Here is an 18,482-nt window from a genome sequence, read left to right as displayed (position 1 = left end):
CCCGATGCACCGGCCGCAGCGGGCACGGGCCGCACGCGTCTGCCGCTGTGGTGGTGAAGCGGTGGCCGGCGGAGACGGCGGTCCGGCCGCGGGCGCCGGCCCGAATCTCAGACCGGGCGGCCCCAGTTCACCATCGGCCGCCCATGCGTGCGCCTCGCCACGCGGTCATGCAGGGCCGGCACGGCCGGCAGGACGAGAACGGCGCACAGCCCGCCGCCCGGCTGGTTTTCCAGGTGGATGTCGCCACCGTGCCCGCGGGCGATGGAGCGGGCGATCGAGAGGCCCAGGCCGACGCCGCCGGTGCACCGGTTCCGCGATGCCTCCAGCCGCACGAAGGGCTCGAACACCCGCTCAAGCTCGTCCGGCGCGATCCCCGGTCCCCGGTCCTCGACCAGGACGCGGACCTCGTTGCCCTCCGGCAGGACGGAGACCTTGGCCGAGGCGCCGTAGGCGATGGCGTTGTCCACGAGGTTGCGGACCACCCGCCGCATCGCCGTGGGACGGCACACGACCGGCAGCTTCGGCGCCCCTTGGAACGTCACCGGAGCGCCGAGATCGGCCATGTCCTCGCACACGCTCTCGACCAGCGAGGCGAGGTCCACCGTCCGCGCGTCCTCGCCGCCCTCCTCGCGGGCGAAGGACAGCATGGCTTCCGCCGTGAGGCGGAGTTCCTTCACGTTCTCCAGCATGCGCTGCTTGGTCTCGCCCTCCTCCAGCAGCTCGACCCTCAGGCGCAGGTTGGTGATGGGGGTCCGCAGGTCGTGGCTGACCGCCGCCAGCATGCGCGTGCGGTCATCGACGAACCGCCGCAGCCGCGCCCCCATGGCGTTGAAGGCGGCGGCCGCGCGACGGACCTCGGTCGGCCCCTTCGTCTCGTCCAGCTCGACGGCTTCCCCGCGCCCGAGCCGTTCGGCCGCCACGCTGATCGAGTTGAGCGGGCGGGAAATGCGGCGGGATATGAAGAAGGCGACCAGCGCCACCATGCCGATCGACGTCAGCACGGAAACGTACATGGCGCTGTTGGACATCGGCGGCGGTTGCGTCCGGTAGGTGGCGGCGTTCAGCCAGCGGCCGTCGGGGAAGAGGGCCGAGACCATGAACTTCAGCTCCTCCGATCCGTCGGGCGCCACCAGGGCGGTGCTGCCGGGCCGTTTGATGAGCACCCGCACGTCGCGGACCGCATCCCCCACCATCGCCTTCAGCCGGTCGCGCGCGGCCAGGGCTTCCGGCGTCGGCGGGACGTGGGCCGCGAGTTCCTCGGTGTCCCAGGAGAAGCGGAACTCGCGGCTGCTGACCGCCTCCAGCACGTCGTCGTGCCACGAGCCGGGGGCGACCGAGATCAGCCGGATGGCAGCGGCCGTCTTGGCGATCGTGTCGTCCACGCGCATCTGCTGCATGGCGAGGGCGCGCTCGTCCATGTAGGCGAGCCAGCTTCCCAGCTTGGCGACGACGACGGCCGCCGCCAGCAGCAGGACCATCTGCATGAAGAGGGTCCGCGGCACGGCGCGGTTCAGCAGACCGGTCACGGCAGGTCACTCACGCCGGCGGCAAAGCAGTAGCCGCCGCCCCAGACGGTCTTGATCAGAGCCGGGTTGCGCGGATCGGCCTCGACCTTGCGGCGGAGGCGGCTGACCTGATTGTCGATGCTGCGGTCGAAGGCGTCGGCGGCACGGCCCTTGGTCAGGTCGAGGAGCTGGTCGCGCGACAGGACGATGCCGGGGTGGCGCACGAAGGCCTCCAGCAGCAGGTACTCCGACGTGCTGAGGGAGACCGCCACCCCGTCGGCGCCGACCAGCTCGCGCCGCCCCAGGTCGAGCACCCAGCCGTCGAACGACAGGCGCGGGCTCTCGCCGCGCCGGCGGGCGGGACCCACCGGCAGGCTGCGGCTGCGGCGCAGCACCGCCTTGATCCGCGCCAGCAGCTCGCGCGGCTCGAAGGGCTTCACCACGTAGTCGTCGGCCCCCATCTCCAGCCCGATCACCCGGTCGGTGCATTCGCCGAGCGCGGTCAGGAAGATGACGGGAATGTCGGTGGTCTCCCGCAGGTGCCGGCACAGGCTGAGGCCGTCCTCTCCCGGCATCATGATGTCGAGCACGACGAGGTCCGGCGCGGCGGCGCGCAGCACGCGCCGGGCGGCGGCCGCGTCCTCCCCGGCGGTGACGCGCAGCCCGTGGCGCTCCAGGTAACGGGTCAGCGTCTCGCGGATGTCGCGGTGGTCGTCGACCAGCAGGAGGTGGGCGGGGGAATCGTCGGTCGTCAGCGGCATGGGGCATCGTCCGAACTGGGAGCGCCGGTCTGCCGGGAACCGTGACACGGGGGACCGGACATCCAAAGCGGGAAAGTGTAGAAAAGTATGTCGGTCCCCCGGCTTTGCGACAGGCCGACACATTCCGCCGATCCGCCTGACAAACTCTGGCGACATTTGGGCCCCACAAATCGTTCCGTCGGTTGAAGCCCCTCGGCCGACGCCCGGCCGGCGGCTCCGCCCCACCTCGTCCCGCCGCCCGGCCGGGCACCCCACGGCGGGCCGGACGCACCGCCCGGGCACGGCGCCCGCGCCGGCCCCGGCGGGGGACGGCGCGCTTTCAGCCGAAGATCCGCGTCGTCAGCCCGGCGTACCATCCCGCGGAGTCCACGTAGTTCTGGCGGCGCGTCACGGCCGTGTCGTCGAGGGTCGAGATGTCCCGCGCGACCTCCTCGATCCGGTCCGGGGTCGGCCGGTAGCGGCCGCCCACGAACACGCTGTCCTCGGTGCCGATGAGGCTCCAGCAGCGGTTGCGGTAGGCGACCGCCACGTCGGGCCCGTCCAGCAGTTCCCGGACGATGACGTCCGCCACCACCTGCGCCTGGCTGTCGGCCGAGAAGGCGGATTTCGGCATGTCGCCGGCGATCGCCGCGTCGCCCAGGACGAACACCGTCGGGTCGACCCGCGACGCCATGGTGAACGGGTCGATGGGGCAGTAGCCGATGTCCGACGTCAGGCCGGCGTCGATGGCGATCCGGCCGGCGGTCTGGCGCGGGATGACGTTCACGAGATCGGCGTCGCGGTAGGTCTCGAACCCGGTCTCGACGCTCATGGTCGCCGGGTCGACGGCGGTGATGCCGGCGTGGATGGCCGGCGGCATCCACTCGATCATGCCGGGATAGTGCTTCTCCCATCCCTGCTGGAAGAGCGGCTGCTTGGAGAAGGAATCCTTGGCGTCCAGCACGACGATGCGCGCCCGGCTGCGGCCGGTCGAGGACAGCGCGTGCGCCATCATCGACACCCGCTCGTAGGGGCCGGGCGGGCAGCGGTACGGCGGTGCCGGCGCGATGACGACGATGAGGCCGCCGTCGGGCACGGCGTCGATGCGGCGCTTCAGCAGCTCCGTCTGCCGTCCGCCCTTCCAGGCGTGCGGCATCCGCTCCTCGGCGTCGCGCGACCAGCCCGGCACCGATCCGTAGTCGAGGTCGATGCCGGGCGACAGCACGAGCCGGTCATAGTCGAGCGCCGCGCCGCCGGCCAGCGTGACGCGGCGGCGCTCCCGGTCCACCACGGTCGCGGCGTCGGCGGCCACGGTGACGCCGGGCCGCTTCGCGATCCCCTCGTAGCCGTGCTGCAGGACGTCGATCGTCTGGAAACCGCCGAGGTACAGGTTGGAGTAGAAGCAGCTCGTGTAGGTGGTCTGGGGCTCGACCAGGGTGATGTCGAGGGAGTCCCCGGCGCGGTCGGTCAGGCGCCGCAGCACGGATGCGCCCCCCGCTCCGCCGCCGACGATCACCACCTTCGGCCGCGCCCCGCCGATCGCCGGCTTCGCGAAGCCGCTCGCCGCGGCGGACAACCCCGCGGCAGCGGCGAGGAAATGCCTTCGTGTCAGCATGGCGGTCTCCCGTTATCGGCGGATGGCCGGCGTTTCGATGGCGACGCCCTCGGCGCGCCCGGCGAGGTACAGCTCCAGGTTCACGTACTCGGGCGAGCCGTAGGCGAACCGCACGGCGCGGACGCCGAAGGAGCAGGACCGCAGGCGGCGCTGGAGCGAGCCGAGCGACTGCCACTCCAGGCGGTAGGCGGGATAGCCGTTGCCGAGCCCGTGGCTGATCGTGTCGCCGCGCAGCGACCGCCCGGCGTTGTCGTCGTGGCACTGCGCGCAGGAGAGGTTGAGCTGGCCCTGGCGGCGGTGGAAGAGCGCCCGCCCCGCCGCGTGGAACGGCGCCGCCGCGCCGCCGGTCTCGACCGCCATCGGCAGGCCGAGCGACTGCCGGGCGACGAACGCCGTCAGGCCGAGCAAGGCGTCGGACTCGTAGGCGAGCGGCTCGGCTCCCTGGTGCCGCGTCCGGCACCGGTTGATCCGGCCTTCGAGGTTCAGCAGGTCGCCGCTGCCGGCGTCGACCGCCGGATAGCGGGTCGCCACGCCGCGCATGCTCTCCCCGGCCACGCCATGGCACGACGCGCACGCCTTGCCGGCCGGTCCTTGCGCGGCATCCCACAGCCGCGCCCCCTCGTCGACCCACAGCATGCCGGGATTGACGGTGTCGTCCGCCTGCATGGCCCTGAGGTCGTCGCTGAGCAAGGCGGTGCCCGACGGCAACGGCTCGGCCGATGCCAGCGTGGGCAGGAGCAGCGCCACCAGGACGGAGCCGCGGCGGCACCTCATGCCGTCACCACCAGGCTCTTGCGGACCGTGACGACGTCGCCGCGGTCGTCCTCCCAGGTGAACACCAGGTCGCCGCTGCGGGTGGCGACCGTGGTGAAGGCGATGAAGGGATTGGCGGCGACGCCCTGGGTCAGGTCCATGCGGAAGACCTCCTCGCCGTCGTAGGCGACGGCGAAGCGCCGCACGATGTGCCGGGCGATCGGCTGCCCCCGGGAGTCCACGCGGTAGCCGGTCTCCATGGGGTGGCGGATCAGCGCCTTGATCTCCAGGACCTCGCCCGGCCTGGCCTCGGCGGGCATCGACACGCGGGCGGCTGGCAGTGCCATGGGCTCCTCCTATCCGCCGTCGATGCAGGCGGCGATCGTGACGATGACCGTCTTGCGGTCGCGCCGGAAGCGGCCGTCGCTCATCTCGGCAAGCGCCGTGACCTCCTGCGACGCGGCGAGCCGGATGTTCGTCGACACCTTGGCGATTCCGGACCGCGGGCCGAGGTGGAAGGTCAGGAGATGGGCGATCGGGTTCTGCTCCGACAGGATGTGGATGGCGCGGACGTGGTCGTCCGCCGTCATCGGGCAGTCGACGGCGACGGTCGTGTAGACCGACAGTCCGTTCTCGGCCACCGCCGGGATGGTCAAGGTCATCCCCCCGTCGGAAATCGCGGCGCCCTTGGTCAGAGCCGCCATCGCCTCGTCGCGCAGCGCCGGCGTCGCCCATCCGCCGCGGGGCAGCAAGGCCAGCCCGCCGGCCAGACCGACGCCCGCCATGATCTCTCTGCGCGTCGGCATCATCGATCCGTCAAGGTTTGGAGATAGGCCACGACGTCCTCGATCTCCTGTTCGTCGAGGGCCGGCCGGCCCCGGTACTCCGGGGCCACGTCGGTCAGCCGCTCGACCCGGTAATAGGGCGGCATGATGGTGTCCGGGTTGATCCGGCTCTGGTCGATCAGCCGCAGGCGGATCTGCCCGCCGTCCAGCCGCGACGCGACGCCGGCCAAGGCCGGTCCGAGCTCGCCCTGGAAGGGTTCGCCCGCCGCCGGAACCGCGTGGCAGATCAGGCAGTTCCCGCGCCGCCGGTCGAGCACGACCGCCCGCCCGCGCCGCGGATCGCCGGCCAGCCCGGCCAGCGGCGCCGGCACGGCGTCGCCGCGGACGACGAACGGCACCAGCTCGCCGCCCCAGGCGGCCCGGGCGCCCGCCGCGGCGAGCGCCCAAAGCGCCAGCATGACCGGACCGTTCGGACTCACGCCGAGGCCAGATCGTGCTTCGCCAGCGGCAGCTCGCGGATGCGCTTGCCGGTGGCCGCGAAGATGGCGTTCAGCACCGCCGGTGCCGCCACCGCGATGGTCGGCTCGCCGACCCCGCCCCAGAAGCCGCCGGACGGCATGACGATGGTCTCCACCTCGGGCATCTCGTCGATCCGCATGACCTGGTAGGTGTCGAAGTTCTGCTGCTCGATGCGGCCGGCGGCCACGGTGCACTCGCCGTACAGCATCGCCGAGAGGCCGTAGACGAACGAGCCCTCGACCTGCGCCTCGATCTGCTGCGGGTTCACCACGTGCCCGCTGTCGGTGGCCGCGACGATCCGGTGGACCTTCACCCGGCCGCCGGTCACCGACACCTCGGCGCAGGCCGCGATGTGGCTGCCGAAGGCGGTGCACTGCGCCAGGCCCCGGAACACGCCCGCCGACGCCGGCGTGCCCCAGCCGGCCCGTTCCGCGACGGCCCGCAGCACCGCCGCGTTCTTCGGATGGTCGGCCATCAGCGCCAGCCGGAACTCCAGCGGATCCCGGCCCGCGGCGTGCGCCACCTCGTCGAGGAAGCACTCGGTGTAGATGGTGTTGTGGTTGGCGTTCACGCCGCGCCAGAAGCCCGGCGGCACGTGCGGGTTGCGCATGGCGTGGTCGATCAGCAGGTTCGCCACGCTGTAGGCGAACCCGTGCTCGCCCCCCGGGGCGAAGCACTGGAAGGCGACGGGATCGGCGCCGCCGTTCAGGCGCTGCGGCATGAGCCCGGCCAGGATCGACTGCCCGGCGAGGCGCACCCGCAGGGCCGTCAGGTTGCCCTGCGCATCGAGCCCGGCGGTCAGCTTGCACCGGGTGATCGGGTGGTAGGAGCCGTGCGCCATGTCCTCCTCGCGGGTCCACAGCAGCTTGACCGGCGTGCCCGGCATCTCCCGGGCGATCAGCACGGCCTGGCGGACGTAGTCGTGGACGGCGCCGCGCCGGCCGAAGCCACCGCCGAGGTGGAGCTTGTGGACGTCGCATTGCTGCGGCGGCAGCCCGGCGGCGTCGGCCGCGGCGGCCAGCGCCGCCTCGCCGTTCTGGGTCGGGCACCAGACCTCGCAGCGGTCCTCCGTCCACCGCGCCGTCGCGTTCATGGGCTCCATGGTGGCGTGGTGCTGGTAGGGGTAGGCGTAGGTCGCCTCGACCGTCCGCGCCGCGGCCGCCAGCGCCGCCTCCGCGTCGCCGTTGCGGTTGCCGACGAAGGCCTGTTCCGCCGTCAACCCCTCGCGCACAAAGGCGTCGATGGAGTCGCTGGTGACGGCCGCGTGCTCGCCCTCGTCCCAGGCGATCGGCAGGGCGTCGAGCGCGGTCTTGGCCTGCCACCAGCGCTCGGCGACCACGGCGATCGCGTTGTCGTCGACCGCAACCACCGTCTTCACGCCCGGCATCGACAGGACCGCGGCCGCGTCGAACGACCGGATCTTCCCACCGAACACCGGGCACTGCCGGATCGTCGCGTTCAGCATTCCCGGCAGCTTCAAGTCGGCGCCGTAGATCTGCTTGCCCGTAACCTTGTCGGCCGTGTCCAGGCGCTTCAGCGGCTTGCCGGCGATCGTCCAGTCCTTCGGGTCCTTGAGCGGCACGTCGGTCGGCACCGCGAGCCGGGAGGCCGCCTCGGCCACCGCCCCGTAGGTGGTGGTGCGGCCCGAAGGCGCGTGCGTGATCACGCCCTTGCTGACCCGGCACTCGCCGGCCGGAACACCCCAGTCCTTGGCGGCCGCCGCGACCAGCATCAGGCGGGCCGCCGCCCCGCCCTGGCGGACGTACTCGTGGGACTCGCGGATGCCGCGGCTGCCGCCGGTGGAAAAGCTCTGCCAGACGCGCCCGCGCTCCAGGTTGGTGGCCGGCGTCGGGTACTCGGTGGTGACGTTCGCCCAGTCGCACTCCAACTCCTCGGCGACCAGCTGGGCAAGGCCGGTGAGGGTGCCCTGCCCCATCTCCGAACGGGCGATGCGGATGATCACCCGCTCGTCGGGCTTCACCACCACCCACGCGTTGATCTCGTCGGGATAGCCGACCTGCGCCCGGGCCGCGATCCCCAGGAAGGGGATCGGAAAGCCCAGCGTGAACCCGGCGGCGCCGGCGCCGACGATGAAGCCGCGGCGCGTCACGTCCAATGTCGTGGTCATGGCGTCCGGCCCCCTCACGCCTTCTGGTCCGCCGCCCGGTGGATGCCGGCGCGCACGCGCCGGTAGGTCCCGCAGCGGCAGATGTTGGTGATCTCGCCGTCGATGTCGGCGTCGGTCGGTTGCGGGCTGCGCGCCAGCAGGGCCGCCGCCGCCATGATCATGCCGGCCTGGCAGTAGCCGCATTGCGGCACGTCGAGCTCGACCCAGGCCTTCTGCACGGGGTGCGAGCCGTCGGCCGACAGGCCTTCGATCGTCACGATCCGGTCGGTCTCGGCGACCGCGTCCAGCGGCAGGACGCAGGACCGTTGCGCCACCCCGTTCACGTGGACGGTGCAGGCGCCGCACTGGGCGACGCCGCAGCCGTACTTGGTGCCCGTCAGGTCGAGGTGCTCGCGAAGCACCCAGAGCAACGGCGTCGTCCCGTCGGCGTCGACCTCGACGGCCTTTCCGTTGACGTTGATCCTGGCCATGAATCCCACCTCCGCTGCGAGAAGAGCTGACGAGGCCGTTCTAGGGGAGAGGTGTCTTGAAACTTTGTCCCGCGAACGGAACTTTGTCGCAGACCGTGCCGGGCCGGGCGCCTGACACAGTTTGATACATCATGCCGGGCGAGGCGGCGGCGGCCCCGCCCGGCGGTCTCCCGGGCCACCCGCTCCCGCCGGTGTTTTTTGCATCAGACTTTGTCGGCCCGTCGATTTGCGACAGCTTGCGACGAACACCCCCGGATGCGGGCAAAGATCCGCGACACCCTCCTGCTAAGACGCACCCCGCCGCCGGAGCCGCGCGCAAGCGCCGGTCACGCCGGCGGCAGCCGTCATTGGCCAGGAGGACGAGAAATGCTGAACGAGTTCGTGGATTACCGCTGGCGCGATCACGTGCCGTCCCCCGGACCGGCCGATCTCGCGATCGTCGCCGTCACCGGCCTCGCGCTCCTGCTCCCCGCCGTATGCGACTGGCCGACGCCCGCCGGCGCCCAGGGTGGAACGCATGCCGCCGTGCACGGGACCCCGGGGACGTCCCCATGCACGGGGAGCGCCGTCTGATGAGGCCGAACATGCCCGCGACGGCGCTGCTGCTCGTGGTCGCCGCCGTGGCGGACGCCCGCTCCGCATCGGCGCAGGATGCCGCGACCGAAGGGGCCCGGGAGTTCCGCGCGCGGTGCGGGACCTGCCACAGCACGGACGTCGGCCGCAACCGCATCGGCCCGACCTTGTCCGGCGTGTTCGGCCGTGCGGCCGGTTCCGTCGAAGGGGCGCGCTACTCGGCCGCGCTGGAGGAGTCGGCGATCGTTTGGGACGAGCGGACGCTGGACGACTACCTCGCCGATCCCCGGCGGACGGTGCCCGGAACGAGCATGACGGTGGCGGTCCCCGATCAACGGCGGCGCGCGCTGCTGATCGCGTATCTGCGCCGGCTCTCCGGCCAGCCCGGGTGACTCCGGCCTCGGCCGTCCGCCGCCGCCGTCCGTCAGACCGCCCAGGCCGCGCATACGAAAATGCCCCGAAGTTCGTGAACTTCGGGGCATTCCGCCACCGGCCCGGGATATGGTCGGAGCGTCAGGATTTGAACCTGACGCTGGTGCAACTGCTGGCCGGGCAGATCGGCGGGGAGGCCGTCATCGCGTCCGGCACCGGCACCACCGTGACGGTGGTCATCCCTCCAGGTTCACCCTCGGCCCGGCAGTAGGGCGCGGTCCCCGGTTCACGCCGCCCTGTCCGCCTCGAAGCCCAGGCGTTCCAGATGCGCGATGGCGCCGGCCAGATTGCTGATCGCGCCATCGGCCGCGGTCTCGGCAATGGCGTGGTCGCTCGCCCGCGCTTCCGGATGCGCGCTCCACAGTCCGAGGACGATCGGAACGCGCGGGCCGAAGTGGCGGCGCAGGCGGCGTGCCAGACGGCGGGCGTGCGGCAGGGCGGACGGGTTCAGGTAGGACAGCACCACCGCCCGCACCCCGTCCCGCGGCACCTCGGCGATGGCACGCGGTCCCACCGCCTCGCAGGGCAAGGTGGTGGATTCTGTCCCGTGCCGGCGGAGGAGGTCGCTCAGCAAGGCGGCCGCCATTTCGTCCAGATCGTTGCGCGCGCCGATGGAGAGGACCAGGCCGGCGACGGCCGGGCCGGGGTCCGGCGCGTCCACGTCGGCCAACTCGTCCAGCATGCCGGCGACCCCGCGGGCGACGGCGGCGCGGCCCTCGGCGTCGAGGTGGCCGCGCTGACGATCCTGTTCGGCCAGGGACAGGGCGGCGAGCAGGACCTCGTCGTACAGCTCGATCATCGAACGTTCGGCGAGAAGCTCCTCGCAGATCTCGACGGCCTCCTCGGGGTCGCGGGCCAACAGGCGCTGATAGATCTTCGCCTCGTCGGGGAGCACGGGGTGGTCGCCGAACATCACCTCCAGGAACCGGAGGTGCGGGACGTAGCGGCCGATGACGACGAGGCAGACGGTGAGCGGCGTGGCGAGCAGAAGGCCCACCGGACCCCAGAGCATGGTCCAGAACAGCGCCACCACGATGATGGCGACCGACGACAGGCCCGTGGCCGTGCCATAGAGCCACGGCTCGACCACGTTGTTGCTGAACAGCTCGACCGCGAGGAACAGCGCGACCGTCAGCAGCGGCAGCGTCCATCCGGGATCGACGGCGAAGGACAGCAAGATGGGAAAGCTGGCCGCGATCACCGGGCCGACGAACGGGATGAAGCGCAGCACGGTCGCCAGCACGCCCCACAGGATCGGATTCGGCACGCCGAGAAGGGCCAGACCGGCCCCGATGGGAATGCCGTAGGTCACGTTCACCGCCACCTGCATCAGCAGGTAGCGGCTGACCCGCTTGCCCGCATCGCTCATCGCCGCGGTCGTGCGCGACAGATCGCCGGACCCGACGAGGCGGATCAGGCGGTCGCGCAGGTCTTCGCGCTGCAGCAGCATGAAGATGGTGAAGACCAGGACCATGCCCACCATCGCCAGCGGCGCCAGCACCGGACCCAGGACGCGCTGCAGCACCTCCAGGGGCTCGGCGTCCGGCGGCGCCACCCGGACCGGGACCGGTTCGGGTGACGCCCGGCCGTCCGGGCCGGGGGCCGGCGCCTCCGCCTGATCGGCCACGCGGTCGAGTTCCTCCCTGAGGCCGCGCACCATCTCCGACGCCTGTCCCAGCATCCCGCCGCCGGCCCCCGCCTGATCGCCCAGAGCCTGGATCTTGGCGCGGATGTTGCGCTCGTATGTCGGCAGGTTCTCGGCCAGGTCGGCGATCTGGCTGCCGACCACGCTGCCGAACGCCGTCACCAGGGCGAAGACCAGCACCACGACCATGACGACGGCGGGGATGCGCGGAATGCGCCAGCGTTCCAGACGGGAGACGATGGGGCTGAGCACGAAGCTGAGCAGGACCGCCAGAGCGAATGGCACCAGCAGGTCACGCCCGAGATAGAGGATGGCGACGACCGCCGCCACGGTGAGGAGCGTCGTCTGCGGCGCGGCAGGCGGAGCCGCGGGGGAGACGGGGATCGGCCGCGCCCGGAGCGTGGAGGCGGCGTCCTCGGGTTTGGAGGCAGGCATGGGCCGCTTCCGCTGCTTCAGGCCCTGGTCTGAACACGCGGACCGCCGGAGCGGTTCCACCGGAACGGCATCCCGGCAGAGGCGTCCCGTCGGCCGCCGGCGGTCAGTGATGCCGCCGGGCGAGATAGGCGGCCCCGTACCACGAGGCGACGACGACGGCCACGGTCCCGTAGATCCACCCTGGGTTACCTCCCGGCGAAACGGACGCGGGAACGACCGCGGCAAAGCTTGCCATGATGATGATCGCATCCATGGCGCCACTTCCCTTCATGTCGGATTCCGCGCGCCCTTCCGGGAACCCCGGATTCCGTGACCGGCCAACACGGCAGCACCGCCGCGGCCGCCGCCGCTTGGCGAACGTCTTCAGAGCACGGTTTCGACGCCGAGATCCCCTTCGCGGCCGATCACCGTTACGGCAACGCTGTCACGGTAGCGGGTGAGCCTGAGATCGACCCGGGAGCCGCACAACGCCAATCCCCTGAGATCGACCCGGTCGAGGAAGGCGGGCAGGGATGGCCGCCAAAAGCGGATTGCCCTGTTCTCCGGATCGAACCGCAGGCCCAGGCTCGCCCCCAGGAGCCCCAGCGGCGTGGCCGCCGCCCAGGCCTGCGGGGCGCAGGCGACGGGATAGAAGGTGGGCCCACGGCCCGGACGGCGGGGAAAGCCGCAGAACAGCTCCGGAAGACGGCGGAGATCGATGAAGGCCGCGGCGGCGAACAGCCCCTCGAAGATCCGCATCGTCCGATCGAAAAAGCCGTAGCGCTCGAACCCCATCGCGATCAGGGCATTGTCGTGTGGCCAGATCGAGCCGTTGTGATAGCTCATGGGATTGTAGCGCGCTTCGTTCGACGCAAGGGTGCGGATGCCCCAGCCGGAGAAGGACTGCGGGCTCATCAGGCTGTCGGCGACACGCGCCGCGCGTTCGGGCGAGGCGATGCCGGCGAACAGGGCATGCCCGGCGTTCGAGCTGCGGATCCGGCAGGGCCGCTTCTCGCCGTCGAGCGCGATCGCATAGGTTCCCAGGTCTTCGCACCAGAACGCCGCCTCGAAGCGAACGCGAAGCTCTTCGGCGGACCGTTCGAACCGGTCGCCCAACGCGTCTTCGCCGGCGCGGCGGGCCAGGGCCGCCCCCGCACGCTTGGCCGCATACACGTAGGCCTGGACTTCGCAGAGCGCTATCGGGCCCTGGGCCATGCTGCCGTTGGCATGGGAGACGGAATCGTGGCTGTCCTTCCAACCCTGGTTGGCGAGCCCTTCGTCGGTCCGGCGGCCATATTCGACGAACCCGTCCCCGTCGCGGTCGCCGTAGCGGTCGATCCAGGCGAGCGCCGCCTTGACGTTCGGCCAGATCGACCGGATCGCCTCGAAGTCGCCGGTCCGTTCCAGATAGGCACCCGCCAGCATCACGAAGAGCGGCGTCGAATCGGCGCTGCCGTAATAGCGCCGGAAGGGCACTTCACCCAGCGCGGCCATCTCGCCGCCCCGAGCCTCGTGGAGAATCTTGCCGGGCTCGGCGTCGGCTTCCGGTATCTCCTCCGTCGCCTGGGTGGCGGCGAGGAAATGCAGGACCCCCTTCGCCACTTCCGGATCGGACCAGAGCATCTGAAGCGCGGTGAGCAGGCCGTCGCGCCCGAAGGGGGCGTTGAACCAGGGAATGCCGGCGTAAGGATAGGGGCCGCCGGGCTTGTCGGTCATCAGCATGTAGAGATCCGCGGACGACCGCTCCAGGGTCTCGTCGAAGACCGAATTGGAGGTTGAAACCCCGGCCGCACGCGACCTGGAGGCGCCCAGGGCCCGCCGGGCCTGTCGCAGCCCCCGCATGAAGCCCAGCGCGGGCGAGAGGTCGGTGACGCGATCGTCCAGGGCGATGTCGACGAAGAAGGACACCTGCTCGTGGGGCTTCAGCAGCACCTCCCAGGCGGCTGAATCCGCCGTCAGCGCCGATGGCGTCGGTTCGAAGCCGAGGCGTGTCGTGCGCACGACCTGGTCGAGACCGGCGTAGCGGAGCGTGACCCGATCCGGGCCGACGTCCGGGACGCCCATCTCCCCACGCCTTGGCCGGCTTGATCCGCGGACCTCGAACAGGTCGGCGAAGTCGCAGGCGAAGCGTATCCCGATGCGAACACGCTGCTCGGCAAGGCCATGGTTGCGGACGGAGATCCGCTCACGGCAGGTCTGCCGCCACAGGAACGTGGCCCGGCGGATGTGGATCGTATCCTTTTCCATCAGGAGTTGGTCGCTGTCGAAGAGATCCGGATTGGTCAGATCGCACGTCAGCAGCGCGTTGTCCGAACGGACGGTCGAACTCAGGAGCATCGGCCGCTGTCCGTTGATGGACAGGTCGAGGTGCGACAGATAGCGGGTGTCGCGATGGAAGAGCCCTTCCGGGGTCGAGGGGCCGGCGAGCACGTCGCCGTTGTGGTCGAAGACGGCAAAGGTGTCGCCGTGCTTCAGCATGCGCGGCCGGCGCTCCTGAAGCGAAGAGGTCGCCGCGATATAGAACTGCGGCACCCCCGTGGCACCCGGCTGAGTCGGCCGTTCGACGGCGTTGAGCATGGGCCTGTGTCCTTGTCTGGAATTCCGGAATCAGGCGGCGCGGCGCGGCGCGGCACGGCCGAGCGTCAGTCGCTCATAAATGGCGAGATAGTCGGACGCCATGCGCGCAGCGGTGAAGCGCGCGTCGAACCGGCGTCGCACGTCGGACCGGTCGAGTTCCGGCAAGCGGCGGACGGCTTCGACGGCTTGGTCGACGTTGTCGACGATGAAGCCGCTGATTCCGTGGTCGATGACCTCGGGGACCGAGCCGCAACGGAAGGCGATGGTGGGCGTTCCGCAGGCCATCGCCTCGATCATGACGAGACCGAAGGGTTCCGGCCAATCGATCGGAAACAGAAGCGCATCCGCCTTGCCGAGGAAATCGAGCCTTTGGGCCTCGTCGACTTCACCGATGAACTGGACCTGACGCCCGTCGATCAGGGGTTCGATCTTCCCGGCGAAATAGGCTTGGTCCACCTTGTCCACTTTCGCGGCGATGCGCAGGGGCATGCCGGCACGACGGGCGATCTCGATGGCGCGGTCCGGGCGCTTTTCCGGCGAGATCCGGCCGAGAAAGGCGAGATACCCTTCTCCCGCGCCTCCCGGCGTCGGATAGCCGGCCGCCGGCAGGCCGTGATACACGGTCCCGACCCAGTTCACCGGCGGCATCGGGGCGCGTTGCGCCATCGAGATGGACACCAGGGGGACGTCCGAGAACTCGCGGTAGAAGGGCTGCAGATCGGGCAGGTCGAGCCGCCCGTGCAGGGTCGTCACGGCTCGCGACCCGAGTTCGCGAAGAAGCGGCATCTGCACGCAGTCGATGTGGAAGTGGAGAACGTCGAACTCGTCGGCCCGCTGCCGGACCTTCTCGAGCATCAGGGACATGTGGGGGACGATGTCCAGGATCGCCGGGTCGAGGCGCAGGGCCTCGCCGGAACAGGCGACGAGGCTTGCGGCGGTGACGGAATCTCCGCTCGCGAACAGGGTGACGGCGTGGCCTTCTCCGACCAGCGCCTCGGTCAGATAGGAGACGATGCGTTCGGTCCCGCCGTACAGCCGCGGGGGAACCCGTTCCATCAAGGGTGCGATCTGGGCAATTCTCACGGTCGGCCTCCTGGTGGTGGCTGCCGCCCCGATCGGCCAGCCGGAATTCAAATGGGTGATGTCTTTGCGAACGATCGTCGTTCGCCGGCAACCCGGTGGCGTTGCCGGCGGCCTCCCCAATCGGCCCGCCGAATTAGCGTTTATTATCGGGATTATTTAGGTGACTGCGCGCGTCGGCGAAGCCATCAAACAGACGCTTCAACTCAGAACCATTAATTTAGGACGAAAGATGCAACTTCAACCGCATCATTCCGATGTTTATTTTACTCGTTGAGCGGCGGATTGTTGGATGAATGCCGGTCGTGGTCGAGCAGCTCAGCCATTCGGCTTTCGCCCTCACGGATCCGGGCTTACGGCTTTCCCGCACCCGGCTCTTCCCGAAGGCGACCCGCATCGTGCCGGACGTCGCGTCCATGGGCGTGCGATCCGAGGTGATGGCAGGAAAGTGCGCCGTCAGAGCCACGGTCAGACAGGAGACGATGCGTTCGGTCCCGCCATACAGCCGGGGGGGCCGTTCCATCATTGACGCCGCTGTCACTGTCAAAGACTTGGCGCTGCAATGGCTTCAGGCGTCGTCGTGCAGACGTCTTCTGCCGCCGATTACAAGGCGGAATCCGGCCGATGAACATACCGTGAGGCAACGCCCCGCCGATTGTGCCCCAGAAGGCCGGCAATGGTGGCGTCCGAATAGCCGCGCTCCTACACCACGCTCTGGGACACCGCCGGACAGCAGCAGGATGTGGGATGCGGCACTTGCTCCGGCTTTCCTGAACGGCGTGGAAGATAACGAGGCGGCCATCCTCCAGGATGTGCACCTCGCTGGCGGTGAACTGCACCTCGACGCTGTAGCGCCGGGCGCCGCCGGGCCCGGGGTAGAGTTCGACCGAGTCCCGCGTCGATTCGATGGGCCGAGGCCACAGGCCTGCCCCGTCGGACTGCGGCGGAGATCGTCACCGGAACGACGAGATGCGCAGTGGCACGGCTCGGCGGGCCTTGGCCCGTAGCGCTCGGTCCGGCGCTATGCGCCGGAGCCGCTGGCAACGCGCCGTCACGAGCCGCACCATGATTGCTGGATGATTGCTGGAACCGAAAGCCACGCCCGCAAAGCCACCTGGATCGCGGAAGGAAGCGCCACTCCCGTCATGCAAAAGGCCCCGAAGTCCAAAGACTTCGGGGCCTTTCCACCGGTCCGGGATATGGTCGGAGCGACAGGATTTGAACCTGCGACCCCCAGACCCCCAGTCTGATGCGCTACCAGGCTGCGCTACGCTCCGTCAGCCCGGAACCGGTGTGGGCGGCATATATAGCCACCGGACGGGCACGACGCAACCCTTCCGTTTCGCTCCGCTCACGTTTCCGTCGCCGGTCCCAGCAGGGCACGCAGGGCCTTCAATTCGGCCACCACGTCCTCGATGGTCTGGCGCACCTCGTCGGACAGGCCGGGCGCGTCGGCGGCCTCGTGCTCCGCCTCGCCGGGAATCGCCGCATCGGCCGCGTCGTCGACCTCGTCCGGCGGCGGGGCGGGAACGAGCCCGACGGCCGGCAGGGTGCCGCGGTGCTCGCGCAGCAGGCGCTGCACCCCCTTGATGGTGTAGCCTTCCTGGTACAGCAGGCTCTGGATGCGCCGCAGCAGCTCGACGTCCTCGGGGCGGTAGTAGCGACGGCCGCCGCCCCGTTTCAGCGGCCGGATCTGCGGGAATCGGGTCTCCCAGAAGCGCAGGACGTGCTGCGGCACGTCGAGCTCCTCCGACACTTCGCTGATGGTGCGGAACGCGGTCGCCGATTTCGCGGGTGCGTGGGGTCTCATCCGGCGCGCGGCTCCTCGCCGGTTCAGGACGCCGCCTTGACGGCACCGGCCTCGTGCTCGGCGAGGCCCTGGTTGATGCGGTCCTTCAGCACGTGGCTGGCGCGGAACACCAGGACACGCCGCGGCAGGATCGGCACCTCCTCCCCCGTCTTCGGATTGCGGCCCACCCGCTGGCCCTTCTGGCGGACCTGGAAGCTGCCGAACGACGAGATCTTGACCATCTCGCCGCGGGCGAGCGCGTCGGCCACCTCGTTCAGCACATGCTCCACCAGGTCGGCCGATTCGTTGCGCGACAGGCCGACCTCGTGGTACACGGCCTCGCTCAACTGGGCGCGCGTGACGGTGTGCTCGGACATCGCTCTGCCCCTCCCCGGACGTTCGAGGAAACGGTAGAGCGACGCGGGAACCCCGTCAATTCAAAAGCTTGGCTCAAGTCGCGAGGATGGCCGCGCGGATTCTACCAGCGCGCCAGGGCCGCTCCCCAGGTGAGGCCGCCGCCGATCGCCTCCATGAGGATGAGGTCGCCGCGCTTGATCCGGCCGTCGTCCACCGCCTCGGCCAGGGCCAGCGGGATCGACGCCGCCGAGGTGTTGCCGTGGCGGTCGACGGTCAGGACGACCTTCTCCGGCGGCAGCTTCAGCTTGCGGGCGATGCCGTCGATGATGCGGCGGTTGGCCTGATGGGGCACCAGCCAGTCGACCGCCGAGGGCTCCAGCCCGTTGGCGACCAGCGCCTCCTCCACCACCTCCGACAGCTTGGTGACGGCGTGGCGGAACACCTCCTGCCCGTGCATGCGCACGCAGCCGGCGGTGCCGGTGGTCGACGGGCCGCCGTCGACGTAGAGCAGGTCGTAGTAGCGCCCGTCGGAATGCAGGTGGGTCGACAGGATGCCGCGGTCCGCCGCGGTTCCGGTGCCCTCCCCCACCTCCAGCACCACCGCGCCGGCACCGTCGCCGAACAGCACGCAGGTGGTGCGGTCGTTCCAGTCGAGGATGCGCGAGAAGGTCTCGGCGCCGATCACCAGCGCGCGGTTCGCCTGGCCGGTGCGCAGGAACGTGTCGGCCACCGACAGGGCGTAGATGAAGCCGGCGCACACCGCCTGCACGTCCAGCGCGAAGCCGCGGGTCATGCCGAGCCCGGCCTGCACCTTGGTGGCGGTGGAGGGGAAGGTGTTGTCGGGGGTCGTGGTGGCGAGCACCACGCAATCGATGTCGCCGCCGCTCAGGCCGGCGCGGTCGAGCGCCGCGCGCGCCGCGGCGATCGCCAGATCCGACGTCAGCTCGCCGTCGGCGGCGATGTGACGGGAGCGGATGCCGGTGCGCTGGACGATCCACTCGTCCGAGGTGTCGACCCGCCGGGTGAGTTCCTCGTTGGTGACGACGTTGGCCGGCAGGTAGGAGCCGCAACCAACGATCCGCGAACGTTTGACCATGGAT

The 18,482-nt window shown here is 70.4% G+C and carries 19 protein-coding genes and 1 tRNA gene; 3 read left to right on the top strand and 17 right to left on the bottom strand.

Annotated elements, in window-relative coordinates; all coding sequences use genetic code 11:
* Positions 1 to 107: 107 nt before the first annotated feature.
* From ACSBPG_RS21420 to ACSBPG_RS21380, 9 genes are all read right to left on the bottom strand, one after another.
* Positions 108 to 1,526 (bottom strand): sensor histidine kinase, encoded by a 1,419-nt coding sequence (locus ACSBPG_RS21420; RefSeq protein WP_435539247.1) that lies wholly within the window; start codon positions 1,524 to 1,526, stop codon positions 108 to 110.
* Complete coding sequence (locus tag ACSBPG_RS21415) at positions 1,523 to 2,266, bottom strand: response regulator (RefSeq protein WP_435539246.1); 744 nt, start codon at positions 2,264 to 2,266, stop codon at positions 1,523 to 1,525. The genes ACSBPG_RS21420 and ACSBPG_RS21415 overlap by 4 nt, the downstream gene beginning before the upstream one ends.
* Positions 2,267 to 2,585: 319 nt before the next feature.
* Entirely contained in the window at positions 2,586 to 3,860 is a 1,275-nt protein-coding gene (locus ACSBPG_RS21410; RefSeq protein ID WP_435539245.1) for an FCSD flavin-binding domain-containing protein, read from the bottom strand.
* Positions 3,861 to 3,872: 12 nt separating this feature from the next.
* Positions 3,873 to 4,634 (bottom strand): sulfur oxidation c-type cytochrome SoxA, encoded by a 762-nt coding sequence (soxA, locus tag ACSBPG_RS21405; RefSeq protein ID WP_435539244.1) that lies wholly within the window; start codon positions 4,632 to 4,634, stop codon positions 3,873 to 3,875.
* Complete coding sequence (soxZ, locus tag ACSBPG_RS21400) at positions 4,631 to 4,960, bottom strand: thiosulfate oxidation carrier complex protein SoxZ (RefSeq protein ID WP_435539243.1); 330 nt, start codon at positions 4,958 to 4,960, stop codon at positions 4,631 to 4,633. The genes soxA and soxZ overlap by 4 nt, the downstream gene beginning before the upstream one ends.
* Before the next feature lie 9 nt (positions 4,961 to 4,969).
* Entirely contained in the window at positions 4,970 to 5,419 is a 450-nt protein-coding gene (locus ACSBPG_RS21395; RefSeq protein WP_435539242.1) for a thiosulfate oxidation carrier protein SoxY, read from the bottom strand.
* On the bottom strand, positions 5,419 to 5,856 hold the full coding sequence (gene soxX / locus ACSBPG_RS21390; RefSeq protein WP_435539241.1) for a sulfur oxidation c-type cytochrome SoxX: 438 nt from the start codon (positions 5,854 to 5,856) through the stop codon (positions 5,419 to 5,421). Before soxX ends, ACSBPG_RS21395 begins: the two co-directional genes overlap by 1 nt.
* Before the next feature lie 17 nt (positions 5,857 to 5,873).
* Positions 5,874 to 8,045: a molybdopterin cofactor-binding domain-containing protein gene (locus ACSBPG_RS21385; RefSeq protein ID WP_435539240.1), complete on the bottom strand. Its 2,172-nt coding sequence runs from the start codon at positions 8,043 to 8,045 to the stop codon at positions 5,874 to 5,876.
* Positions 8,046 to 8,059: 14 nt separating this feature from the next.
* A complete protein-coding gene (locus ACSBPG_RS21380; RefSeq protein WP_435539239.1) occupies positions 8,060 to 8,515 on the bottom strand; it encodes a (2Fe-2S)-binding protein in 456 nt (151 codons plus the stop codon).
* Positions 8,516 to 8,881: 366 nt separating this feature from the next.
* Between ACSBPG_RS21380 and ACSBPG_RS21375 the strand changes: the two genes are divergently transcribed.
* The 3 genes from ACSBPG_RS21375 to ACSBPG_RS21365 all read left to right on the top strand — a co-directional run bounded on the left by ACSBPG_RS21375 (position 8,882) and on the right by ACSBPG_RS21365 (position 9,731).
* Positions 8,882 to 9,088 carry a hypothetical protein gene (locus ACSBPG_RS21375; RefSeq protein WP_435539238.1) on the top strand — a complete coding sequence of 69 codons (207 nt, stop codon included), beginning with the start codon at positions 8,882 to 8,884 and terminating at the stop codon, positions 9,086 to 9,088.
* Positions 9,088 to 9,480 (top strand): c-type cytochrome, encoded by a 393-nt coding sequence (locus tag ACSBPG_RS21370; protein WP_435539237.1) that lies wholly within the window; start codon positions 9,088 to 9,090, stop codon positions 9,478 to 9,480. Before ACSBPG_RS21375 ends, ACSBPG_RS21370 begins: the two co-directional genes overlap by 1 nt.
* A gap of 128 nt (positions 9,481 to 9,608) precedes the next feature.
* A complete protein-coding gene (locus ACSBPG_RS21365; protein WP_435539236.1) occupies positions 9,609 to 9,731 on the top strand; it encodes a hypothetical protein in 123 nt (40 codons plus the stop codon).
* A 15-nt stretch (positions 9,732 to 9,746) separates the two neighbouring features.
* Here ACSBPG_RS21365 and ACSBPG_RS21360 read toward each other — a convergent pair whose 3' ends face one another.
* The 8 genes from ACSBPG_RS21360 to ACSBPG_RS21325 all read right to left on the bottom strand — a co-directional run bounded on the left by ACSBPG_RS21360 (position 9,747) and on the right by ACSBPG_RS21325 (position 18,478).
* Positions 9,747 to 11,600: an AI-2E family transporter gene (locus ACSBPG_RS21360; protein ID WP_435539235.1), complete on the bottom strand. Its 1,854-nt coding sequence runs from the start codon at positions 11,598 to 11,600 to the stop codon at positions 9,747 to 9,749.
* A 103-nt stretch (positions 11,601 to 11,703) separates the two neighbouring features.
* Positions 11,704 to 11,853 (bottom strand): hypothetical protein, encoded by a 150-nt coding sequence (locus ACSBPG_RS21355; protein ID WP_435539234.1) that lies wholly within the window; start codon positions 11,851 to 11,853, stop codon positions 11,704 to 11,706.
* Positions 11,854 to 11,963: 110 nt separating this feature from the next.
* Entirely contained in the window at positions 11,964 to 14,156 is a 2,193-nt protein-coding gene (locus tag ACSBPG_RS21350; protein WP_435539233.1) for an amylo-alpha-1,6-glucosidase, read from the bottom strand.
* A gap of 30 nt (positions 14,157 to 14,186) precedes the next feature.
* Positions 14,187 to 15,239 (bottom strand): glycosyltransferase family 4 protein, encoded by a 1,053-nt coding sequence (locus tag ACSBPG_RS21345; protein WP_435539232.1) that lies wholly within the window; start codon positions 15,237 to 15,239, stop codon positions 14,187 to 14,189.
* Positions 15,240 to 16,436: 1,197 nt separating this feature from the next.
* Positions 16,437 to 16,513 (bottom strand) — tRNA-Pro (locus ACSBPG_RS21340).
* Between the two features lie 74 nt (positions 16,514 to 16,587).
* Entirely contained in the window at positions 16,588 to 17,046 is a 459-nt protein-coding gene (locus tag ACSBPG_RS21335; RefSeq protein WP_435539231.1) for a MerR family transcriptional regulator, read from the bottom strand.
* Positions 17,047 to 17,069: 23 nt separating this feature from the next.
* Positions 17,070 to 17,402: an integration host factor subunit alpha gene (locus ACSBPG_RS21330; protein WP_435539230.1), complete on the bottom strand. Its 333-nt coding sequence runs from the start codon at positions 17,400 to 17,402 to the stop codon at positions 17,070 to 17,072.
* 101 nt (positions 17,403 to 17,503) lie between these two features.
* On the bottom strand, positions 17,504 to 18,478 hold the full coding sequence (locus ACSBPG_RS21325) for a beta-ketoacyl-ACP synthase III (RefSeq protein WP_435539229.1): 975 nt from the start codon (positions 18,476 to 18,478) through the stop codon (positions 17,504 to 17,506).
* Between the last annotated feature and the right edge of the window lie 4 nt (positions 18,479 to 18,482).

It is taken from the genome of Azospirillum sp. ST 5-10 (assembly GCF_051225715.1).
GTDB lineage: Bacteria > Pseudomonadota > Alphaproteobacteria > Azospirillales > Azospirillaceae > Azospirillum.
Note: the sequence above shows the minus strand (reverse complement) of the source record. Positions and strands in the feature narration are given on the sequence as shown.